The organism is Allobosea sp. P4_E12, assembly GCF_056401655.1.
Genome location: NZ_JBFUIY010000021.1, coordinates 47717 through 69754 on the forward strand (window position 1 = coordinate 47717; position 22038 = coordinate 69754).

Sequence of the window (22038 nt, forward strand, 5' to 3'; positions counted from 1 at the left end):
GCCGGTTCTCAACTGATCCAGTTCGTCAGGCGGAGAGTCTTCGTATGGCAAATGGATTCCGGCCCCCGGCCTCGCCAGGCGAATTGGCGCCTGATTTTGTCCTCCCTACGGTCGACGGAAGCGGGATCGCGTCGCTCTCCGATTACCGCGAAAGGCATTCGGTGTTTCTTGCGCTGTTCGTGGGGCTGTGGTGCCCGTTCTGCCGGCGGGCGATCGCGCACATGGCGGCGACCGATCGCGAGCTCAAGGCCATCGGTGTGGAAACGCTTGGGATTGTGGCAACGCCGCTGGAGAACGCGCAGCTCTACTTCAAATTCCGCCCGAGCAACCTGCGCCTGGCGGTCGATCCGGAGCTCTCCACCCATCGCGCCTATGGTGTGCCGAAGCCGCCTGCGACCCCGGAGTTACTGGAGGCTTTTGCGACGCTGCGGATCAATCCGAATGATGAGTTCCCGCAGCCCGTGCCGATCAGGGAGGCCGCTGACAGTCTGACCAGGCTCGACGGCTATAGGGAGAGCCCGACCGACCACTCCGACATGGAGAAGCAATGGCCCCAGCTCAAGGGCCAGTTCCTGATCGATCCGCATGGAGTCATCCGCTGGGCGAACATCGAATGCGGCTCCGAAGGGCTCGCCGGTATCGGAAAATTCCCCTCGACGGCGGAAATCCTCGCTGCAGCGCGAGCCCTCTTTGCGTCCTGAACCAGGCAGCGGGCGGGCGCACTCGATGAAGAGCGGGAGGAGGAGCGGCGAACAGCGGTGATCACGCCTGTTCGCTCTGAACCGTAGCGGCCGGGCAGGCAACCTATCTCGGTAGCACCAGCGGGAACCGCTTCCTTTCGAGGCTTTTCTCACCAGGAGAGGATGACGAGCCGACAGAAGCGCCGTTATCAGCCCCGACGACGATCGGCTCCCCCTCCAATTCCTGCTTCCTTCCAGAAGCGCATGGCTGAGGCGATCATCGCCCCAGCCATGCATGTAGCTCCGGCGGCACCCCCTCGAAAAGCGTGGGCTGGCGGCCTGTCCTTGCCGGCGAACTGTGCTCTGATCGCATCCAGCCTGAGGACAGGGACGCAAGGACGACTGACGATGCATGGCCGCCGCCCCACGTTGTTTTCTCGCCACGGCATGGTTGCCGCGGCGCACCCGCTCGCCGCCCAGGCCGGCGCCAGGCTCCTGATCCAGGGAGGCAACGCTTTCGACGCGATTGCAGCAACCGCTGCCGCCCTGACCGTGGTCGAGCCCTTCATGTCGAGCCTGACCGGCATGGGCTCGGCGACGCTCTGGAGCGCCGCCGAGCAACGCGTCCGCGTGCTCGACTTCGTACCGCCGATCCAGGCGAGCTTCCTGGCCGAACGCTTCACCAAGCGGGCCGAACTGGAGCGCGGCCCGCATGCGGTCGCGGTTCCCGGCAATCTCGCGGGCTGGTGCGAGCTGGCGGCGCGCTATGGCAGGAAGCCCCTCAGTGAGATCCTGGCGCCGGCGATCGCGCTCGCCCGGGACGGATTCGCGCTCTCCGAATTCGGTGTGGAGGAGTTCAACGAGCAGGCGCCGCTCCTCGCGGCCTCGCCGGAGCTTTATCCCGCCTTCAGCGCCAATTACCTGCCGGATGGCGGACCGGTGAAGCTCGGCCAGGTACTGCGCCAGGCCGATCTCGCGGGCACATTCGCGGAGATCGCGGCCAAGGGACCGGACCATCTTTATCGCGGCGCGCTGGGCGAAAGGATCGTCGGACATCTGAGCGGGCTCGGCGGCAAGATGAACATGGCCGATCTCGCGGCCGTGCAACCGCGCTGGCGCGAGCCGCATGCCGTGAGCTATCGCGGCCTCGATATCCATGTTCCGCCGCCGCCCTGCGAGGCATTCCAGTTCCTGCTGAGCCTCAAGATCCTCGAAGGTTTCGATCTGGGAGGCCTGAGCAAGGATGGGCCGGAGCATCTCGACCTGGTCTATCGGGCCATCAGGCTCGCGGCCGGCCTCAGGATCGCCAGCAACAATCCCTCCGCCGAGATCCTGGCCGAGATCTTCTCCGATGCCGCGATCGCGGGCCTGCGCCAGCGCATCGGCGACGGGGAGCCGATCGAAGGCCCGACCGAGCAATGGACGCCGCAGGACAAGGAGGATCCCGCCCATACCACCTCGTTCTCGGCCGCTGATGCCGAGGGCAATCTGGTCTGCATCACCAACAGCCTCGGCAGCCCCTTCGGCAGCGGCATCGTCGTGCCGGGCACCGGGCTCTGCCTCAACAATTTCCTGTACTGGGCCGATGTCCAGCCCGGCAGTCCGAACCGCTCGAAGCCGGGCGACGAATTGCCGATGTGCATGTCGCCCAGCATCACGACGCGCGCCGGAAAGCCGGTGCTCGCGCTCGGCACGCCCGGCAGCTACGGCATCATGCAGACCCAGACCCAGGCTATGGTGCAGCATCTCGATTTCGGCCTGCCGCTGCAGGAGGCGATCGAGGCGCCGCGGGCACGGCTCTGGGACGGGCGCTTCATCCAGGCCGAGAACCGTATCGCAGCCGGGACGATTGAAGAGCTGCGGCGGCGCGGCCACGAGATCGAGGCCTTTGATGCCGGCTGGACGATGCGATGCGGCGGCATGCAGGCCGTGGCGATCGACCCCGCAACCGGCGTGATGACCGGCGCAGCCGACCCGCGCCGCGATGGATATGTTGTGGCGGTTTGAGGCCGCCGGATGACGCGTGCCGGCCTTCGGGCCGGCGCGTCAGTTCGGCTTGAGGCGGCACTCATCGGGGAGGGCCGCAGAAATCTCTTGCGATCCAGGGGCACTATGCCGGATGCCATGATCGCTGTGGCGGCTTTGGCGCCTGGGAAGACATGTGATGACCCATTCGAACGACCAGATCACCGAGCCTTCTGCGGCGGATGACGCCTTTCGCCCGCATACCTCGCATTGGGGCGTGTTCTCGGCCCGCATGCAGGATGGCCGGCTCGAAGTCCGGCCCCACCCGGGCGATCCCGATCCGAACGAAATCATCCAGAACTTCCCGGCCGCCTTGCGCCATCGCGCGCGGATCGCACAGCCCATGGTCCGCCGCGGCTGGCTCGAGCGCGGCCCGGGGCCGGACGATCGGCGCGGACGCGACGAGTACCTGCCGATGTCCTGGGGGGCCGTGCTCGATCTGCTCGGGGGCGAGCTCGCGCGCATCCGCGACGATCACGGCCCGGGTGCGATCTTCGGTGGCTCCTATGGCTGGGCAAGCGCAGGGCGCTTCCACCACGCCCAGAGCCAGATCCACCGTTTCCTGAATACCTCGGTCGGCGGCTATGTCCGCTCGGTCAATAGCTATTCCTCGGGCGCGTCCTCGGTCCTGGTGCCCCATGTCATCGGCGACTACGAGGACCTGGTGAAGCGCAACGTCTCCTGGGAGCAGATCGCCGATCACAGCGAGATCGTGCTCGCCTTTGGCGGCATGGCCCTGAAGAACAGCATGGTGGCCGGCGGCAGCATCAGCAAGCATGTCGAGCGCGGCGCCATGGACCGGGCGAGGGCACGCGGTTGCCAGTTCGTGCTGGTCGGGCCGCTCCGGGGCGACCTGCCGGAGGAGGCAGGTGCGGAGTGGGTCTCCTCCAATCCCGGCAGCGACACGGCGTTGATGATGGCGCTGGTCCACACCCTCGTCGTCAATGGCCTGCATGATCGCGAATTCCTCGCGCGTTGCACGGTCGGCTGGCCGATCTTCGAGCGCTATCTCCTGGGCGAGACCGACGGCCAGCCCAAGGATGCGGCCTGGGCCGCGGCGATTGCCGGCGTTCCGGCCGATGCGATCACGGCGCTGGCGACACGGCTGCATGGCCGGCGCGCGCTGATCGTCGTCGCCCATGCGCTGCAGCGCGCCGAGCACGGCGAGCAGCCGGTCTGGATGGGCATGGTGCTGGCGGCTGCGCTCGGCCAGATCGGCCTGCCGGGCGGCGGTTATGGCTATGGGCTGGGCGCAATCGCCTATTACGGGCGGCGCTACAATGCCGTGCCGGTGCCGACCTTCGCGCAGGGTCGGAATGGGGTGTCCGACTTCATTCCGGTCGCCCGCATCGCCGACATGCTGCTGAACCCGGGGACCAGCTATCGCTATAACGGCCAGACCCGAACCTATCCCGAGATCAAGCTGGTCTACTGGGCCGGCGGCAATCCGTTCCACCACCATCAGGACCTGAACCGCCTGCGCCAGGCCTTCGCCCGGCTCGACACACTGGTCGTGCACGAGCTGGCCTGGACGGCGACGGCGCGCCATGCCGACATCGTGCTGCCCTGCACGATGACGCTCGAGCGCGAGGATATCGGCGGCAGTTCCAACGACCCGCTGCTCGTCCCGATGCAGCCCGTCGTCGAGCCCTATGGGGAAGCGCGCGACGACTACGCGATCTTCGCCGATCTCGCCGAGCGGCTCGGCACACGCCAGGCCTTCACCGAGGGCCGTACGGTGCGGCAATGGCTGGAGCATCTCTACGAGCCGACGCGCGTCGAACTCGCGGCCCAGGGCCTGCCGGCACCGAGCTTCCAGGAATTCTGGGCGGGCGAGGGTTTTGAGCTGCCACAACTGCCCGATGATGGCGGCCGCCTGCGGAAATTCCGCGAGGACCCCGCGGGGCATCCGCTGCCGACGCCGACCGGCAAGCTGGAGATCTATTCGGAGACGATCGCGAGCTTTGGCGAGGCGGATTGCCCGGGCCACCCGACCTGGCTCGGGCCGACCAATGTGCCGGACAAGGCCTCGCCCTATGTGCTGGTCGCGAACCAGCCGCGCACGCGGCTGCACAGCCAGTTCGACTTCGGCGGCCATAGCAGCGAGGCCAAGCACCGCGGCCGCGAGGTCGCCAGCATGCATCCCGCGGACGCGGCCGCGCGCGGCATCGCCGATGGCGACATCATTCGGATCTCGAACGAGCGGGGCGCCTGCCTTGCCGGCATACGCGTCACCGGTGGCATCCGCCAGGGCGTGATCCAGCTCCCGACCGGTGCCTGGTATGATCCCGCCGACCCGAGCGAGGACAAATCGCTCTGCGTCCACGGCAACCCCAATGTCCTGACCCGGGATGTCGGAACCTCGGCGCTGGCGCAGGGCTGCACGGGGCAGCTGACGACCGTCCAGGTCGAGCGTTTCGACGGCAATCTGCCGCCGATCCAGGCCTATGACCCGCCCGCGCGCCAGGTGATACCGACCTAGCATCCGAAGCGGCACAATGACCATTCCGGCGTTTGCGCCGCTCTTTTCTGGCGAACTGGCGGCCTATGGCGACCGTTTCGTCCTGGCGGCGGATGCGCCGGCCCCTTCGCCGGGCAGCGATCTCGGCGATGCCGCGCGGCTGGCCGAGTTGCTCGCGCTCTATTCCCAGCAATGCCCTGGAGGCGACCGCCGCGCGATCGCCTCGCTCTGGTCGAAACAGCATTTCGCCACGCTGCTGCCGCCCTATCTGGCGCTCGCGCTGATGGCGCAAAGGGCGGTCGATATCGACCTGGCCGCCATTGGCTGCACCTTCGGTCCCGATGGCGCGACACGCCACATCCACCTGCGCGGCATCGGGAGCAATGCGGCCCCGGCTGATGAAGGCCCGCGCTTCATGCCGCTGATCCAGGGACATATCGAGCCCATGGTCCTGGCGCTGTCGGCGGCTGCCGGCGTCTCGCGAAAAGTGCTCTGGAGCAATGCCGGCAACATGTTCGAATTCGTCGTGCGGCGCATCGAACGCGCCATGGGCGTCAATGACGCCGTCGCCGAGGCCTTGAGCTTTCTGGAGAGCGCACGCTTGCCGAATGGCAAGCCCAACCCGCTCTTCAAGCCCGTGTCCTATACCGATCCGGATGAGGGAAGCGGCCGGCGGCGCCGGATCTGCTGCATCCGCTATCTCGTTCCCGAGCGCAGCTATTGCTCGACCTGCCCGTTGCCGGCCGCAAGGGCGGTGCCTGAATAGCCGGCGCTTCAGCGCGCCCAGGCAGCGAATGTCGGCGCCATTGGACGTGGAAGCGCGAGGCCGTCTGTCGAACGCCGAGGCAGGGCTATGATTCAGCCGGCACCGCCGCCGGCTCTTGATCGTCGCGGCGTTGCTGGAGACGAAGTCCAAGAGTCCAGCAGAGCGCGGCCCAGACACTGCCGATGCACCATCCTGCCAGGACATCGCTGGGATAATGCACGCCGAGATAGATGCGGCTGAGGCCGACCGCCAAAGTCAGGATGATCGCAAGGGACATCAGATAGACCCTGACCCGCTTGTCGGTCGCCAGCTGGGATAGCAAGGCGCCAAGCGTCAGGAATGTCATCGCGGACAGTGTCGCATGCTCGCTCGGAAAGCTCGCGGTGAAGACGATATAGGGCCCGTCGGGGCCCGGCCGGTCGAGCCAGAGCTGGAGCGCGGCGCTGACCACAGCTCCGCCCATCACGGTCACGCTCACGAGCTTCGCCGCATCCCGCCTGCCGATCAGGATGAGATAGCCGACCGTCGCAGCGAACAGAATGCCGAGAATGGCAAAGCTGCCCAATGCCGTGATATCGCGGCCCGCCTCCTTCAGCCATGCCGGGCCAAGCGGCTGCCCCAGATCACCGGCGCTTCTGAAAGCAGCCAGCACCGCCATGTCGAGGCGCGCGAGATCGCCTGCGATCATTTCGCCGGCAAGGAAGCACAGGCCAAGCACAGCGACGGCAAAGGCGGTCGGCGCCAGCCGCGAGGGCTGTACCCTGTTGCCGACCCGGCCAAAGGCGCGATGCGGGGCTTCCATCGGGCCAGAGTAACCCGGCGCTTTGCCGAGGAATAGCGGGATCTGCGCTCGGCCCCGCGCGGCGTATTCGTAGAACGGGATCGTCGTACCGGCCCTGCAAAAGGGGACCGCACGATCTATTGCGCTTCAAGCGCCCTGAGCAGCGTGCTGGCCATCGCTGGGGGCATCGCGACAATCTCCTGATAGAACGCGGTCGATATCGCGCAGTAATCGGCATGCTGCGCAGGCGCGACCGTCTCTGCAGCAAAAATCGCAATCCGGTCAGCGCCATAGCGACGGATCAGCGACTGCCGGACTTTGCTCAGCAAGACGTCCGAGACTGCTTCGGGAATCGGCGGATGCGGGCCGGAGGTCATGATCATGCGTTCCTGCAGCATCAGATCGCGCTGAGTGAGCTCATCGGAGAGCGCTCCCGCTGTGTTCACTTTGCCGCCACCAAAGGCAGCATATTGATAGCACAGCGTAGGATCCGAGCGCCCAAGCGCCCGATACTGATCGATCAGGAGATTCGCCTGATCGATCAGCACCTGATCGTCGGCCTTTGATCTGTGGACTGCCAACAATCGTGCCAGCACAGCCCTGTAGTCCGCGATGATCTGGCCCTCGGTGGCTCCGGCTGTGAACCCATCGGCGAAGACGCGCCTGATGCGCTCGTAGTCGTCAGGAAGGCGCGCCTGGATCGCTGCCAGAGCCGGCCAGCCCTTTCGGTACGGTGATAGCAGCTGGTCAGGCGTAGGGTTGGCACCATAGCCCGATATCGCAAACTCACTCCCAGTCGCTTGGTGCGTGACCGCGTTTGCGGCGACAAGCTCCTGGATGGTCGGCCGCCACATCTTGTCGCTGGGCACGGCGAGTCCGCGGTCGACAAAACTGGTGGACAGTCCAGCTTCAACATAGGCGGCCTTCCAGGCCAATACGGACGGAGCCAGATCCGCCGCTGTCATGCCGGGAAAGGCTGGGCCGTGATAGCCGAGGCCACCGGACGGGGCGCCCATCGCTCGCGGCCGCCTGCAAAGATAAGCGTGCAGGCGGACTCGCACCGCGCGGAAACATAAGTGATCAGTCCGCGCGCCTCGATGTTCTGTCGCAGCTTCTCGGCCTCTCCGAGGCGCCCTCCAAAACTGTGCAGATGGACGACCTTGATCCGAGGCGAGGCCTTGATCACGCGCTCGAAATCCGCAGCCAGTCCGAATTTGATCCCGCCTGTGATCTCGATCTCCGTCCCATCTCGCATGACCCGCAAGGAATAGGCTGGAAGCCGAGGGTCGCCTCTCCAGGCCATGTCGTAGAGCTCGGCGAGCTGAGGCGCTGCCCCGTTGACCAGATCGCTCAGGAACCTGAGAACGCCGAGACCGAGACTGACCTTGGCGGCCCTGGACCAGAAAGCGCCCAGGCTCAAGGCCGCACGCCGCTCCGCGTGATGTGTCGCTGACCTCCAGGTGCCGACGACCTGCCAGACCGCGATGAGCGTCACGACAAGCCAGGTCAGAACATTGAGCCAAAAGAGCGGTGCCGGATCGTATCCCGTGTCGGTGGAGAAGATCAGGTTGAGCACCAGGATCGTGATCAGCGCGACGATGTTGCCCAGGACGGCGATGCCCCAGAAGGACCAGCCGAGACTCAGCTCGCCGCGCCAGTGCCGGACGATGAAGTTCTTCCGGGGATTGGTGGGGCCAGCCGGCTCGATCGGTGGTGGCAGGAGGCGCGCCTGCCGATCGGCCTCGGGGCCGGATGCCGCCGCAGCGGACGAAGGCGCAGCAGGCGCGGCGATATCGCGCGCAGCACCGCGCATGGGCGGATCAGCCCGATTGAGGGCCATCGATTTGGGCTTTGTCCGCCCGCGTGCAGCCGCGCCACGGCTACGCAGGAAGTCGATGGCAAATACCGCCAGTTGGGGAAGGACGTATGTTCCAAAGGAGTTGAAAAAATCTGGATCGCCGCCATCGGCCATTCCCAGACCGCCCAGCAACGTTGCGATGGTCAGTGAGAGCCCATTGGCGATGAACACGCGGGAGGTGGTGGTGAATCTGCGAATGAGCGCGGAGATGATCGTCGTCAGAATGACGGCCAACAGAAAGGCGCCGATGAATTGCCCGAACGCGATAGCCACGACAGTCTCCCCTGACCTAACGCAACCATACAGAGAGACCTGGGGCGTCCGCTAGCGGGGGATGAAGCTGGATTGTGGACGGCATGGCTGGCGAGCCGGCTAAATCCACGCACAGGCGGTCTGTTCCGGACGCGCACCGGACGATCCGCGCGCGTTGCGGCGGCGGAGATCAACTCGTCCAGGGCAGGGACCATGTCTTGACGTTGGTGAAGCTCTTCATGGCTTCGACGACGCCCTCCTTGTAGCCGAGGCCTGAATCCTTGATGCCGCCGAAGGGCGACATCTCGATGCGGTAGCCGGGAACCTCCCAGAGGTTGACGGTGCCGACCTCGAGYTCCGCGACRAAGCGCTGGATGTAGTCGAAGCGGTTGGTGCAGACGCCCGAGGACAGGCCATAGGCCGTCGARTTCGAGATCCGGATCACCTCGGCGATATCGTTCGGCACGCGGATGATCGGGATCACCGGGCCGAAGGTTTCCTCATGCACCAGCTCGCAGGYGTAGGGGATGCGGTCGACCACGGTCGGRTGGAASAGCGCACCCTCGGCCCGCTGGCCGTAGAGCACTTCGGCGCCTTGCGTCACSGCGTCGTCGACGCGGGCCTGGAAGAGCGCGGCCGAGCGGGCGTTGATGACGGTGCCGACATCGGTTGCCGGATCCATCGGGTTGCCGCATTTCAGCGTCTTCGCCTTCTCGACGACCAGTTTGGCGAAGGCGTCGGCGACGCTCTCGACCACCAGGATGCGCTTCACCGCGGTGCAGCGCTGGCCGGARTTCTTGGTCGCACCAGTGACCGCRAGCTCGGCCGCCTTGTCGAGGTCGGCATCCTCCATGACGATCAGCGGGTCGTTGCCGCCGAGTTCGAGCACGATGCGCTTGTAGCCGGCGGTATTGGCGATGTGCTTGCCGACCCGGACCGAGCCGGTGAAGGTCACCAGATCCGCATCGGGATCGGTGATCATCGCATCGCCCATGGTCGAGGGGTTGCCGGTGACGACCGAGAGCATCTCGGGCGGCAGSCCGGCCTCGTAGAGCACGTCGGCSAGYGCSAGCGCGGTCAGCGGCGTCAGCTCKGTCGGCTTCAGCACGAGGCGGTTATTGGTGGCGATCGCCGGCGCCAGCTTGTGGCTGACCATGTTGAGCGGGTGGTTGAACGGCGTGATCGCCGAGATCACSCCGAGCAAGGGCTGGCGCGTCGTGAAGATCTTGCGYGCCTTGCCGTTCGGCGAGATGTCGCAGGAGAACATCTCGCCATCATCCTTGATGGTGAGCTGGGCCGCAAAGGACCAGACGTCATAGGCCCGGCTCGCCTCATAGAGCGAATCCTTCCAGCACAGCCCGGCTTCGGCCGTGATCAGCCGGGCGAACTCGTCCTTGCGGTCGCGCAGCAACTCGGCCGTCTTCTGCAGGATCTGCTGGCGCTCATAGCGGGTCAGTGTCGGCTTGAAGGCGCGCGCCTTGGCGAAGGCCTCGCGGACATGCTCGGGCCGCGCCGCCGGCACCAGGCCGACGACGGAATTGTCGTAGGGATTGCGGACCTCGACCATGTCGTCGGTCGAGACGAGCTTGCCGGCGATCCGCATCGTCTCGCGGCGGGGTGTCGGGCTGAAGGGAGCGTTCATCACCAGGTCCTCACGCCGCGACGCAATTCAGGGCGACGTCAAAGACGTCGAAATTGCGCAATGGCCCCTGCGGCCAGTCGACGGCGCGGTTGACCAGCATCGGCACAAGCTGCTCGGTCAGGCCGCCATGCGAGCGCAACGGCTCGGTCAAACCCGCCAGGTCGTGCCGCGCGGCGCTGGTCCCGAGCACCTTGTGGCGGGTCGAGATCACCACGATGTCGCCGATCCGGTCGGCCGGGAGCGAGAAGCGGGCGCAGGCAGCGCCGCTGTCCAGCACGACCTCGACGCCGTTGGTGGCTGCGAGCTCGGCGATGAGCGCCCGGCCGTCCGTTCCCTCCGACAGATAGATGGTAGCGAAGGAGCCGAGCGCGCCGTGATGGGCGACATAGGGGTCGGTGATCGGCAGGATCACGCGCGCCTGGCCGGCGCCGCATCGCGCGTCGACCCAATCCTGGAGATAGAGCACATCGGGCTCGCCCGAGGCGAGGTGCTTATCGTTCATGCCGTGATCGGCGGTGAGCGCCAGCACGCAGCCGAGCGCATCGAGTTCGCCGATATAGCGATCCATCATCGCATAGAAGGCGTTGGCTACCTCGCTGTCCGGTGCGGCCTTGTGCTGGATATAGTCGGTCGTCGAGAGATACATGACGTCCGGCCGGAACGTCCTGATCAGCTTCACGCCCGCTGCGAAGACGAACTCCGAGAGATCGGCCGAGTAGACCTCCGGCAGGGGCTTGCCGACGAAGGAGAGCAAGTTCTCGATGCCGTTCTCGGCCAGCGTCGCCTTGTCGGCCTTTTCCGAGGAGAAGGCGATCGAGCGGCCGCTCTTCGGATCCAGGCCCTTGCCGAGCAGGGTGCGAAGCTTGTCCTTGGCGGTGACGACGGCAACCTTGGCGCCGGCCTCCTCAAAGGCCTGCATGATGGTGCCGGTGCGCATGAAGCGCACATCGTTCATCATCACCTCTTCGCCGGCCGCCCGATCGTAGAAATAGTTGCCCGCGATGCCGTGGACTGCCGGCGGCTGTCCGGTGATGATCGAGATGTTGTTCGGATTGGTGAAGCTCGGGATCACCGAGCGCGCCAGCCGGTAGGAGCCGGCGCGCAGCAGGCGGTCGAGATTGGGCGCCAGTCCCCTGGCGATGGCCGCCTCGATATAGCCGGGCTCGGAGCCGTCGATGCAGACCACGACGGTCGGAACCTCCGGCAGGCGATAGCTGCGGCCATTGGCGGCCACGATGTTAGGGGCTCGCGTGAGCATGGGTCTTCCTTTCGAGAAGCGGACTTGGCGCTTCAGCGACATGGGCTGGTCGAGGCAGGGGGGAGCGCGGGCGGCCCGCGCCGGGAAGGTCAGTTGACCGTGGCGAGGGGCGCCACGGTCGAAGGGCGTTAGCGGATCATGGCCCGGACACGCGATGAGATGAGATCGGCCGCAAGCACCATCGCCAGGATCATCAGGATGCAGGTCGCGGTATCCTGGTACTTGAAGAGCTTCATGGAGGAGACGAGCTCGAAGCCGATGCCGCCGGCGCCCACCATGCCGAGCACGGTCGACTGCCGGACATTGGTTTCCAGCCGGTAGAACACCGTGCCCAGCCAGGTCGGCAGCACCTGCGGCAGGACGCCGAAGAAGAAGGTCTGGAAGGGCCCGACGCCGGCCGAGCGGAAAGCCTCCAGCGGTCCCTCGTCGATATCTTCCATCGCCTCGGCGAAGAACTTGCCGAGCATGCCGGCCCCGTGGATCGCAAGGGCCAGAACGCCCGCGAAGGGGCCAAGGCCGATGGCGGCGACGAAGATCAGCGCCAGGATGATCTCGTTGATGCCGCGCATGCAGTTCAGCACCTGGCGCGTGGCGTGATAGACGACCGGGCTCGGGCTGAGATTACGGGCCGCAAAGAAGCAGATCGGCAGCGCGATGACGACGCCGAGCAGCGTGCCCCAGACCGCGACCTGCAGGCTCTCCAGCGCCGGCTTCCAGAGTCGATCCAGAAAATCCGGGTTGGGCGGCATCATGCGGACCAGGAAATCCCACATATAAGGGATGCCGTTCCACAGGTTGCTGGCATTGATCTGCGAACCGAGCGCGGCCCACCACAGGAAGACGACGATCGCGAGCGACAGGGCGCTGACGCCCCACCAGCCGAAACGGCCCTGCGGCGGACGAAGGACGAGTTGCAATGTACCGAATGACATGATCGGGCTCCCCGTCGCGTTCAGGCTGTTGCGGTGGCGATGAGCGGCGTCAGCACCGGCTGAGCCAGCGCGCGCGGCTTCAGGACGCGGCTGATGCCGGGGTCTTCCAGGCCGGGATAGATCTGGTGGACGATCTCGGAGGTCAGCTGGTCCGGCGTGTCGTCGAAGATCACCCGGCCGCCGCTGAGCCCGACGATGCGCTCACCGAACTCGACGGCATAGTCGACCTGGTGCAGGTTGCAGATCACGGCGATGCCTTCTTCCTTGCAGATCGCCTTGAGGTATCCGAGCACGACGCGCGACGTTTTCGGATCGAGGCTCGCCACCGGTTCGTCGCACAGGATCACGGACGGCTGCTGGGCCAGCGCCCGGGCGATGCCGACCCGCTGCTGCTCGCCGCCGGAGAGCTGGTCGCCGCGCGCATTGGCCTTGTGCGCCAGCTCGACCCGCGTCAGGCATTCCATCGCGATATCGACATCGCGCCTGGGAAAGAGCTGCAGCATCGACAGGAAGGAGGACAGCCCGGCCATGCGGCCGACGAGCACGTTCTTCAGCACCGAGAGGCGCTTCACCAGATTGTGGTGCTGGAAGATCATGGCGACGGGCCGCTCGCCGCGCACGCTGCGCTTGGCATCGAAGACGGTGCCGTCGATCAGCGTCCGCCCCGCATCGGGCTGGGCGAGCCCGTTGATGCAGCGCAGCAGGGTCGACTTGCCGGCGCCGCTGGGGCCGAGCACGACCAGGAACTCGCCCGCTCTCACGGTCAGGTCGATGCCCTGCAGCACCGGCCGACCGACATAGGACTTCTTCAGTCCTTCGATCTTGATCATCTCGGATCCTCCGCGGAACCGCGCCAGGCGCGGCTACTTCATCTTGGCCAGATCGAGATTCAGCACCTTCGCTGTGTCCCGGATGATGTCGTAGGCCTGGTCATTGGTCTCGACGAAGCGGTTGAGCTTGCCCTGATCGGCCCAGGTGATGTCCCTGATGTTCAGGAAGGCGGTCCTGATCTGCTTCTTCAGGTCGTCGGGCAGGTTCTTGCGCCAGCAGGTCGGCGATTCCGGGATCGGGTCGGAGCGCCAGACGACCTGGATGTCGGCGGGGTCGATCAGCTTCTTCTGGACCGCGGCGTCGAAGATGCGGTCGGCGATCGTCGCGGCATCGACGCGCTTGTTGGCGACGGCGAGCGCATTGGCATCGTGCGAGCCGGTGAAGAGCACGCGGCCGAAATCCTTCTCTGGATCGAAGCCGAGCTTCATCAGCCCGGCCTTCGGGAAGAGGTGGCCGGAGGTGGAGGAGGGATCGACGAAGGCGAAGGTGCGGCCCTTCAGGTCCTTCACCTCCTTGATGCCGCTGTCCTTCCGCGTGATGATCTGGGCGTGATAATAGGTGCGGCCGGACTTGGCGGTTTCGGCGGTCGCGAAGGCCTCGATCGGCGCAACCGTGGTGCCGAGCACATAGGAGAACGGGCCGAGATAGGCGACCTCGACATGGCCCGAGCGCATGGCTTCGATGACGCCATTATAGTCCGAGGCGACGAAGCCCTGGACCTTGATGCCAAGGTTCTTCTCCAGGGCGTCCAGCAATTGCTGGCTCGATTCCAGCATGGCACGGGAATCCTCCGACGGGATCAGCCCGACCCTGATCAGCTTCGTCTGGGCCCGAACCAGATGCGGCATGGCCAGAACGGCCCCCGCTGCGGCAAGCGAACCCGTCAACACCTTCCGACGCGAAATGTTCATGTCATCCTCCCGAGATGATCCGGTGGTCCTTTGACCTTGCCGGTGAACCGATTACGGGCGCCGTAGCCCTGATGTGAGTGATGTTAGGCAGCTTTGGCGGCCTGTCTCCCGATGAAATTGCGACCCCGCTCACCCTCCAGCGCCTTTGCGACCAGACGGTCCCATTCGACCGGTGACACGCCATAGGCGGCCGGGTCGGTCTTGACGCCGAGCCCTTGCAGGAACAGGCCAAGCCGTTCGGCGCCGGCATCGAGATCGCTGCCGAACACCCGCCGCAGCGCGGCATCGCATTGTGGCTGCGTGCCCATGGCCCAGCGCATCACGATCGGCAGCGAGAAGGAGCAGGCGATGCCGTGGATCGTGCCGCTTTTCAGCGTGATGTCGTAGGAGATGTTATGGGCCAGCGCCGTCTTGGTGTTCGAGAAGGCGAGGCCCGCCAGCAGGCTGGCGCGCATCTGGCGCTCCCTGAGGCCGATATCGTCGAGCCGCTCCATCAGCCGCGGCAGCGTGTCGATGATCTCGCGCGCGGCCTCCACGGCGTAATTGGCCGAGACCGGGTTGCCGTTGACGTTCCAGATGCTCTCCAGCGCATGCGAGAGCGCGTCGAGCCCGGTCGCAAGCGTCAGGCCGCGCGGCGCGCCCAGCGTCAGGGCCGGGTCGAGCACTGCAGCCTCGGGATAGAGCCGGGGATGGGCGAGCGAGTATTTGCTGCCATTTGCGGCATCCCAGACGGTGGCCCAGGAGGTGACTTCGCTGCCGGTTCCCGCCGTCGTGGGAACGGCGATGATCGGGATGATGTCCGAGGCGTCGAGCGGGACCTTGTCGACGAGATGGCGGCGCACCGTCTCGAAATTGCCGCCGCTTGCCGCGAGCACCTTGGCCGCATCGATCATCGAGCCGCCGCCGAGCGCGACGATGACCTCGGCCCGCTCTGCAGAGGCGCCGAACAGGCGGCAGGATTCGACGAGGTCAGCACAATCGGGATTGGTCTCGATATTGGCGATCGTCACCACCGGCGCCCCGGCAGCCTGTGCCAGGCGCTCAGCCAGGTCGCGGAAGATTGGCTGGTCATAGGTGACGAGCGCCCAGCGCCGCTTGCCGATCAGGCCGGCGACCTCGTTGAAGAGGCCGGCGCCAAACCGAATCCTGACGGGATTCCAATAGGCCCAATGCATGCGTTCCACCCTCGTTCCGTCTCGTCTGCCGCGCTTTCCCGGCGCTGTTGGAGTGGATGCTCACAAAGGGCGACCCAATAAACAAATTGATTTTTCAGACGTGATAGATAGAAATTTGCTATGCGTTATACGCGCCTTCGCTCGTTCCACGCCGTCGCCATGGCAGGCGGCTTCAATGCCGCTGCCGCGGAGTTCAACATCAGCCAGCCGACGCTGACCGCACAGGTTGGCGCGCTCGAGGACGAGTACGGGGTCGAGCTCTTCGTCCGGAAGGGGCGGCGCCGGGAACTGAGCGACGCGGGGCGGCAATTGCTGGCGATCACCACCCGCCTGTTCTCCGAGGAGGACGAGGCGATCGCCTTTCTCGAGCAGTCGCGCGAACTCAGGACCGGCCGGTTGTCGATCAGCGCGGTTGGCCCCTATCACGTCACCGAGATGCTCGCGGCCTTCAATCGCGCCTATCCCGGGATCGAACTCGCCGTGAAGATCGGCAATTCGACCGAAGTTCTGGACGATCTCTTCGAGTATCGCTGCGACGTTGCCGTGCTCGCCTATCTCGACGAGGACGATCGGCTGCTCACCATTCCCTATCGCCGGCATCCGGTTGCGGTGTTCGTGCGCGAGGACCACCGGCTCGCCGGACAGGCGAGCATCGAGATTGCGGCGCTCGACGGCGAGGCGATGATCGTGCGTGAGCGCGGCTCGACGACGCGGCGGGCCTTTGAGGAGGCGCTGGCCGCGACCAGGACGAGGCCGCGCACAGTCATGGAGATCGGCAGCCGCGAGGCGATCCGCGAGGCGGTGATCCGCGGGCTCGGCATCAGCTATGTCTCGGTCGCCGAATTCGTGCCTGACCCGGCGCTCCGCCTGATCCCGATCGCGGATGCGGAGATCTACACCTACGCGCATGTCGTCATCTTGCGGAAGCGCGAGGCCAGCCGGATCGTGCGGGCCTTCCTCAACGCCGTCCGCCAGACCAAGGATATGTGATCGCTCGAACCGCTGGTGTTGGGGTGCGTTCGGGGCCGGCCCGAGCGAGAGCGCTGCGGCTACGCGGCGCGGGCCGGAGCGTGCCGGGCCGCGGTGATCAGGGCGTGCGTCATCTGCCGCAGGATCGCTGTCGCGTCGCAGGTGGACAGGATCTGCGAGCTGACGAAGGCCCCATTGATGAGCACCGAGAGCTGGGTCGCGAGCACCTCGGGATGCTTGACCCGCAGCCGCTCGGCGATGTCCTGCAGGCGCCGGTGCAATTGCTGCTTATGCGTGCGGGCCACGAGCCGGGCAGGGTGATCCTCGTCCGGGAACTCCGCGGCGACATTGATCTGGGGGCAGCCGCGATAATGGGGTCGGCCGACACGCTTGCCGATCCAGGCCATATGCGCGTCGAGCTCGGCTTCGCCGTCGTCCGAGTGGCCCGCTGCCACGCCATCCCAGCATGCCCAGAAATCCTCGTCCTCACGCTGCAGATACGCGGCGATGAGGTCATCCTTCGTGCGAAAGTGACGGTACAGGCTCGTCTTCGCGACGCCGGCCGCCTCGATGATCACATCGACGCCGACAGCGCGGACGCCACGCCGGTAGAATAGGTCGGATGCGGTCGCGAGCAGCCGCTCGCGCATGTCGACCTGGCCAGGTTCCTCAGCCAGCCGTTGGTTCGTCGGCTCCGTCCGCATGCACTGTTCTCCCTTGACGAGGCGACGATAGCAGATCTCCAGTTGACACGCTACAGACCTGTCTGTACCTAAAAGAAACAGACAGGTCTGTAGCGGGAGGGAATCATGAGCGATCAGTTCGAGGGGGCAGGGATCAGCAAGCCTGCCATCGCAGTCTACGGAGCCGCCGGACATACGGGCCGCTTCGTGATCAGGGAGCTGCTGCGGCGCGGCTTCCCAGCCATCGCGATCGGGCGAGATGCCGAGAAGCTGGCGGAGGCGGGTTTCCCGGCCGGCGTCAGGCAAGAAGTTGCAGCGCTTGCGGATTCTGCAGCGCTGGCCCGCGTCCTCTCCGGAGCGGCGGCGCTGATCAACTGCGCCGGGCCGTTCCTCGACACGGCCGAATTCCTGGTGCCGGCGGCCTTGCAAACACGCATCCCCTATCTCGACGTGACGGCGGAACAGCCCAGCGCCCGGGCGACCTTCGAGCGCTATTCCTCCCCTGCGGAAGAGACCGGTGTCGCCGTCATTCCGGCCATGGGCTTCTATGGCGGCCTGAGCGACCTCCTCGTCACAGCTGCAATGGGCGACTGGACCGGTGCGGACGAGGCCCGCGTCGCGATCGCCCTGGACAGCTGGCATCCGACCGAGGGCACGCGGGTGACCGGGCAGCGCAACACGGCAAGGCGCGTGACGATTGCGGAGGGGAGGCTGCAGCACCTGCCCGATCCGGCTCCGAACGCCGTCTGGCCCTTCGCCGAACCCTTTGGCGCGCAGGAGATGGTCGAGCTGCCTTTCACCGAGGCGATCCTGATCGACAGCCATCTCCAGCTGTCGGACCTTCACAGCTACCTGAACACGGCGCCGCTGCGCGACCTGCGCGACGTTTCCACCCCGGCGCCGGTCGCGGCCGACGCGTCCGGGCGCTCGGCGCAAAAATTCCTCGTCGAGGTCGAGATCCGACGGGGGGATGCCGTACGGCGGGCGGCCGCGCGCGGGCACGATATCTATGCCATCACCGCACCGCTCGTGGTCGAGGCCGTCGAGCGGCTCCTGAACGGCGCGAAGGCACGCGGCGGCGTCTTCGCTCCGGGCGCAGTTTTCGATGCCCGGGACTTCCTGGCGGCGCTCGCCCCCGATCTCGCGCTCTGATCACTGACGGGGTGGCAGGCGGCGGCGTTCATGCTGTGCTGCCGCCCCGGTCTCTGTCGGTGCGCTGCGCGATGGAGTTCGATCTCGGCGAGCGTGGAGCTCATGTGCCGGCAGGCGTGGCGCCCGGAACGCGGGCCAGGAGACCATGTGCCGCCAACGCTTCGCGAATTCCGAGATGCACCTTGTACGCGACCTCTCCGTCTTCCGGGGCAAGGAGTTTCAGCCGCTGGTCGACTTCGTCGCGCAGATTCGCGATCTCGAGCGCGATTCCGCCGGCCGCGAGCCTTTGGCGGATGCTGGCCAACGCCGCAGCCGCGGTGCCATCGATGCTGGTGATCGGTGAAAAATCCAGGACAACGAGCTTGAGCCCCTGTGTCTCGGCAACCCTGTCCAGAATCCCGCGCCGAATATTCTCGACGTTGAAATAGACCCAGGGGTGGGCTGTCCTCAGGATCAGTGCGCCGAGCGCGGTGGTTGCGCTGGGGCGATTGGCAAGGTTCACGAAGCTGCTGCTCTCGGCATCGAAGCCAAGGGTGGCGATCTCCGGCCGGGTGAGCTGTGCAATGGTCAGCATGAGCGATGCCGCCGCTGCAATGAGCACCCCGTTGAGGACGCCCGCAATCAGCACGCCAAAGAACGCGACCAGCGCGATGATCCATTCCGCGAACGCAACCTGCCGCAGGTTGCCGATCTGCCGGAAGCGGACGAGATGCTTCGCGGCCATCAGCACGATGGCGGCAAGCACCGGCTCGGGCAGGTATTTGAACACGCCCGTGAAGAAGAGCAGTACGAGCAGGATCGCTGCCGAATTGACGAGCAGCGCCGCCGGCGAGACCGCGCCGCCCATGGCGTTGACCGCGCTCTGCGACATCCCGCCCGAGACGGCATAGCCCTGCGAAACACCCACGGCCAGATTGGCCGCACCAAGGGCCAGAAGCTCCCGATCCGTATCGATTTCGGTGCCGTTCTCCTGGGCAAAGCTCCTTGCAACCGAACTCGTCTCGACGAAGCCGAGGAGAAAGCAGGCAAAGGCCAGCGGTACGAGCTCCGTCAGGTCCTCCGGCTTGATCGCGGGGATACCGAAATGCGGGAGACCTTGTGGGATGTCTCCGACAATCGCGATCCCGAGTTTATCAAGGCCGAACAGGTGAGTCGCGATGATGGCGGCGCCCACCACGAACAAGGTGGTGGGCCGCCGCGGCATCAGTTTCTCCAGCACCAGAAACAGGACAACCGCGGCGATGCCCATGGCGAGCGAGGGGCCGTGCGCGGTGGGCAATTCCCGCCAAAGCTGCAGGAGACGTGGAAGGAAATTACCGGTCCCGCCAGACAGGCCAAAGAGCTTGGGCAGTTGCGTCGACGCGATGTAGAGCGCAGCGCCCGTCTTGAACCCGAGCAGGATCGTGTCCGAGATGAAATAGGCAGTCTGCGAGGCGCGAAGCAGGCGTCCGGCGACGCAGATCAGGCCGAACACGATCGCGGTCGCGGCCGCCAAGGCGGCGTAACGCGACAGATCTCCTGCGGCGAGGGCGGACAAGCCGGTCGGAAACAGGACCGAGAGCGCGGATGTCGGCCCAACGGCGAGCTGGCCGCTCGCGCCGAACAGGGCATAGCCGGGGCCGGCCACGAGATAGCAATAGAGCCCGGCGACGGGAGGCAAACCGGCGAGCGAAGCATAGGCAAGGGATTCGGGGATCGTGAAGGCCGCCAGGGCAAGGCCCGCCGGGATATCCTGTTTGAGGTTGCCCATCTGATATCGGCGAGCCCATCCGAACAGGTTCTCGGTGAATCTGCCGATGGACGACCCGCCGCCGCGGTCGGCCTGGGGACCATTTGGTTGCATGGCGCGCCCTCACGATCGTGCCTGCGTGAATGGCCCGGCTCCGGCAAGGCCAATGCCGAAGCAGGACGGCCTGGGCCAAACCGTCTTCCAAGGTCAGCGCCACTTACGATCAACATCAAAGAGTGCACGGCCCCGCTCATGAAGCCGCCGATGCCGGGAACCGTCCAGCGCAAACCGGCGGCCCGGCTCCCTCCACCGACCTGCAAGTGGCCGGCACTGCCCATCGTGGCGCCGATCAGGTGCCCCTCGCATGCCGAAACCAGCGTTCGGCTCAGGATAGTGCCGTGAGGTTCCGCGAGCGGTGCCGTCCTATTTCGGGCAAAGCCTGTAATTGGTGCCGCTGGTATCGTTCGCGCTGTAGAAGCGCTTGATGCGGCCATCCGGTTCCTTGGCCATGATCGCGGACACCTGTGAGGTCGAGACCGGGTTGACGCAGCCGAGCGACAGGAAGTCGCGATCGCCGACACGTTTGACCGACTGGATCCTGCATGTGGCGGCCGATGTTCTGATGCGGTCACCGCTGATGATGAAGGCCGAGACGAAAAGATCGGGTGGGCTCTTGAAGGTCATGCCGTTTCGGCCTGGTGAGAAAATCTCCTCACAGGCCGTGCCGTCGGCAAGCCAGGCTCCCTGATAGGCCGCGTAGCGACCCTCGGCTGCCCAACCATGCGAGACCAGAGCTGTTGCGGCGACAAGACCGGCGATGGCAGCACTTGCGTAAGAGGCGATAGTCATCTGTTCCCCCAATGCTCGACCTTCGCGAACTATAGCGGGTCTCTCATCCCCGTCGATGCTGTGAACGTCGATTTCCGTCCTCATGACGAGATCTTGGTTTACGTTGGGCGGCGAACGCCATGGACCGCTCATGAGGAGGGTATTCCGGAGTCGGTCAGCGGCCGTCGGGATTTCGCCGCGCCCCATGCCCTTTATCACCTCAGGTTCAGTCGCTGCCCAGCGCCTGGCGGATCCGGTGGGCGACATCCTGCAATTGGACGCCCACTTCATCGAGTTTTTCCCTTGGCAGCGAGAGAGCCGATCCCCCGCAGTTCAACGCAAACGGGCGTGAGCCGTGCAGCAGGATGGGCACTCCGACCGAATTGATCTCCTGCTTCCATTCCCCGACCGAGCGAACATAGCCATGCGCGGCGTATTCGCTGACGGCGATTTCGATTCCGGCCCGGGTGCTCTCGCTGTCGGGTTCATGGTCGCACAGCACGTCGACGATGCGCGATCGCGTCGCAGGATCCAGGCTTGCGAGGTAGGCGCGGCCCATCGCCGAGGTCGCCATCCGGATATGCGAGCCGATCTCGATGCCGAGATGCAGCGGGCTCGAACCACGGCATTCCTCGATATAGATCATCGTGCGCTGGTCGGGCGCGCCGAGTGCGACTGAGGCGCCGACGCGATCGGCCAATTCCTGCATCAGTGGCCGTGCGACATCCCGAATGGCCAGGTTGCCGAGCGCCGAGAAGCCGAGCGCCAGGGCTGCGGCAGACAGCGAGTACTGCCCGTTCATCGGTGAGTATTCGAGATAGCCGAGCTTGCTCAACGTGTAGGTCAGCCGCGAAATCGTCGATTTCGCCAGCCCGGTGCGGTCGGCAAGTTCCTGATTGCCCAGAGCGCGATCGCCGCGCTTGAAGGAGCGCAGCACATTCAGGCCGCGCGCCAGCGCTGTGACGAAGCGGGGGTCCTGGTCCTCATTCTCGCCCGGCAGGGCGGCGCCCACCGGCGTTTCGCGTTTGCGCATACTGCTTCGTCACCATCGCTCAGCTGATTGCGACCCAAAGAAGCGGGCCTTGAACCGATCCAACCGCCCGTG

Annotated in this window: 19 protein-coding genes; 6 read left to right on the forward strand and 13 right to left on the reverse strand. The window is 65.7% G+C overall.

Annotated elements, in window-relative coordinates:
* Positions 1-44 precede the first annotated feature (44 nt).
* The 4 genes from AC1DW9_RS24215 to fhuF all read left to right on the forward strand — a co-directional run bounded on the left by AC1DW9_RS24215 (position 45) and on the right by fhuF (position 5932).
* The gene (locus AC1DW9_RS24215; protein ID WP_441508117.1) at positions 45-701 is read left to right on the forward strand and encodes a redoxin domain-containing protein; all 657 of its coding nucleotides are present in this window, start codon (positions 45-47) and stop codon (positions 699-701) included.
* A gap of 387 nt (positions 702-1088) precedes the next feature.
* Positions 1089-2687, forward strand: a complete 1599-nt coding sequence (locus tag AC1DW9_RS24220; RefSeq protein WP_441508116.1) for a gamma-glutamyltransferase family protein — start codon at positions 1089-1091, stop codon at positions 2685-2687.
* Between the two features lie 157 nt (positions 2688-2844).
* Positions 2845-5187: a molybdopterin-dependent oxidoreductase gene (locus tag AC1DW9_RS24225; protein WP_441508115.1), complete on the forward strand. Its 2343-nt coding sequence runs from the start codon at positions 2845-2847 to the stop codon at positions 5185-5187.
* Positions 5188-5203: 16 nt separating this feature from the next.
* Complete coding sequence (gene fhuF / locus AC1DW9_RS24230) at positions 5204-5932, forward strand: siderophore-iron reductase FhuF (RefSeq protein ID WP_441508114.1); 729 nt, start codon at positions 5204-5206, stop codon at positions 5930-5932.
* Positions 5933-6017: 85 nt separating this feature from the next.
* On the opposite strand, the gene AC1DW9_RS24235 is transcribed toward fhuF, so the two are convergent.
* The 9 genes from AC1DW9_RS24235 to psrA form a co-directional block, all read right to left on the reverse strand.
* Complete coding sequence (locus AC1DW9_RS24235) at positions 6018-6734, reverse strand: phosphatase PAP2 family protein (RefSeq protein WP_441508113.1); 717 nt, start codon at positions 6732-6734, stop codon at positions 6018-6020.
* Between the two features lie 116 nt (positions 6735-6850).
* Positions 6851-7729: a hypothetical protein gene (locus AC1DW9_RS24240; RefSeq protein WP_476776855.1), complete on the reverse strand. Its 879-nt coding sequence runs from the start codon at positions 7727-7729 to the stop codon at positions 6851-6853.
* The gene (locus AC1DW9_RS24245; protein WP_476776854.1) at positions 7675-8844 is read right to left on the reverse strand and encodes a hypothetical protein; all 1170 of its coding nucleotides are present in this window, start codon (positions 8842-8844) and stop codon (positions 7675-7677) included. The genes AC1DW9_RS24240 and AC1DW9_RS24245 overlap by 55 nt, the downstream gene beginning before the upstream one ends.
* Before the next feature lie 169 nt (positions 8845-9013).
* Positions 9014-10465: a phosphonoacetaldehyde dehydrogenase gene (gene phnY / locus AC1DW9_RS24250; protein WP_476855199.1), complete on the reverse strand. Its 1452-nt coding sequence runs from the start codon at positions 10463-10465 to the stop codon at positions 9014-9016.
* Between the two features lie 10 nt (positions 10466-10475).
* Positions 10476-11723, reverse strand: a complete 1248-nt coding sequence (gene phnA, locus AC1DW9_RS24255; protein ID WP_441493471.1) for a phosphonoacetate hydrolase — start codon at positions 11721-11723, stop codon at positions 10476-10478.
* 128 nt (positions 11724-11851) lie between these two features.
* The gene (phnE, locus tag AC1DW9_RS24260) at positions 11852-12655 is read right to left on the reverse strand and encodes a phosphonate ABC transporter, permease protein PhnE (RefSeq protein WP_441493472.1); all 804 of its coding nucleotides are present in this window, start codon (positions 12653-12655) and stop codon (positions 11852-11854) included.
* Between the two features lie 20 nt (positions 12656-12675).
* Positions 12676-13485 (reverse strand): phosphonate ABC transporter ATP-binding protein, encoded by an 810-nt coding sequence (gene phnC / locus AC1DW9_RS24265; protein WP_441493473.1) that lies wholly within the window; start codon positions 13483-13485, stop codon positions 12676-12678.
* Between the two features lie 33 nt (positions 13486-13518).
* Positions 13519-14397, reverse strand: coding sequence for a phosphonate ABC transporter substrate-binding protein (phnD, locus tag AC1DW9_RS24270; protein ID WP_441493474.1), 879 nt, complete (start codon positions 14395-14397; stop codon positions 13519-13521).
* Positions 14398-14480: 83 nt separating this feature from the next.
* A complete protein-coding gene (gene psrA, locus AC1DW9_RS24275; RefSeq protein ID WP_441493475.1) occupies positions 14481-15572 on the reverse strand; it encodes an iron-containing alcohol dehydrogenase PsrA in 1092 nt (363 codons plus the stop codon).
* Between the two features lie 120 nt (positions 15573-15692).
* Here psrA and AC1DW9_RS24280 point away from each other — a divergent pair, with 120 nt between their 5' ends.
* Entirely contained in the window at positions 15693-16562 is an 870-nt protein-coding gene (locus tag AC1DW9_RS24280; RefSeq protein ID WP_441508613.1) for a LysR substrate-binding domain-containing protein, read from the forward strand.
* A gap of 59 nt (positions 16563-16621) precedes the next feature.
* Here AC1DW9_RS24280 and AC1DW9_RS24285 read toward each other — a convergent pair whose 3' ends face one another.
* Positions 16622-17245 carry a TetR/AcrR family transcriptional regulator gene (locus AC1DW9_RS24285; RefSeq protein WP_441508612.1) on the reverse strand — a complete coding sequence of 208 codons (624 nt, stop codon included), beginning with the start codon at positions 17243-17245 and terminating at the stop codon, positions 16622-16624.
* A gap of 105 nt (positions 17246-17350) precedes the next feature.
* On the opposite strand from AC1DW9_RS24285, the gene AC1DW9_RS24290 reads away from it, so the two are divergent.
* Positions 17351-18376, forward strand: coding sequence for a saccharopine dehydrogenase NADP-binding domain-containing protein (locus tag AC1DW9_RS24290; protein WP_441508611.1), 1026 nt, complete (start codon positions 17351-17353; stop codon positions 18374-18376).
* A gap of 100 nt (positions 18377-18476) precedes the next feature.
* Here AC1DW9_RS24290 and AC1DW9_RS24295 read toward each other — a convergent pair whose 3' ends face one another.
* The 3 genes from AC1DW9_RS24295 to AC1DW9_RS24305 form a co-directional block, all read right to left on the reverse strand.
* Entirely contained in the window at positions 18477-20126 is a 1650-nt protein-coding gene (locus tag AC1DW9_RS24295) for a SulP family inorganic anion transporter (protein ID WP_441508610.1), read from the reverse strand.
* 402 nt (positions 20127-20528) lie between these two features.
* Entirely contained in the window at positions 20529-20954 is a 426-nt protein-coding gene (locus AC1DW9_RS24300; protein WP_441493480.1) for a hypothetical protein, read from the reverse strand.
* A gap of 205 nt (positions 20955-21159) precedes the next feature.
* Complete coding sequence (locus AC1DW9_RS24305; RefSeq protein WP_441508609.1) at positions 21160-21966, reverse strand: IclR family transcriptional regulator; 807 nt, start codon at positions 21964-21966, stop codon at positions 21160-21162.
* Between the last annotated feature and the right edge of the window lie 72 nt (positions 21967-22038).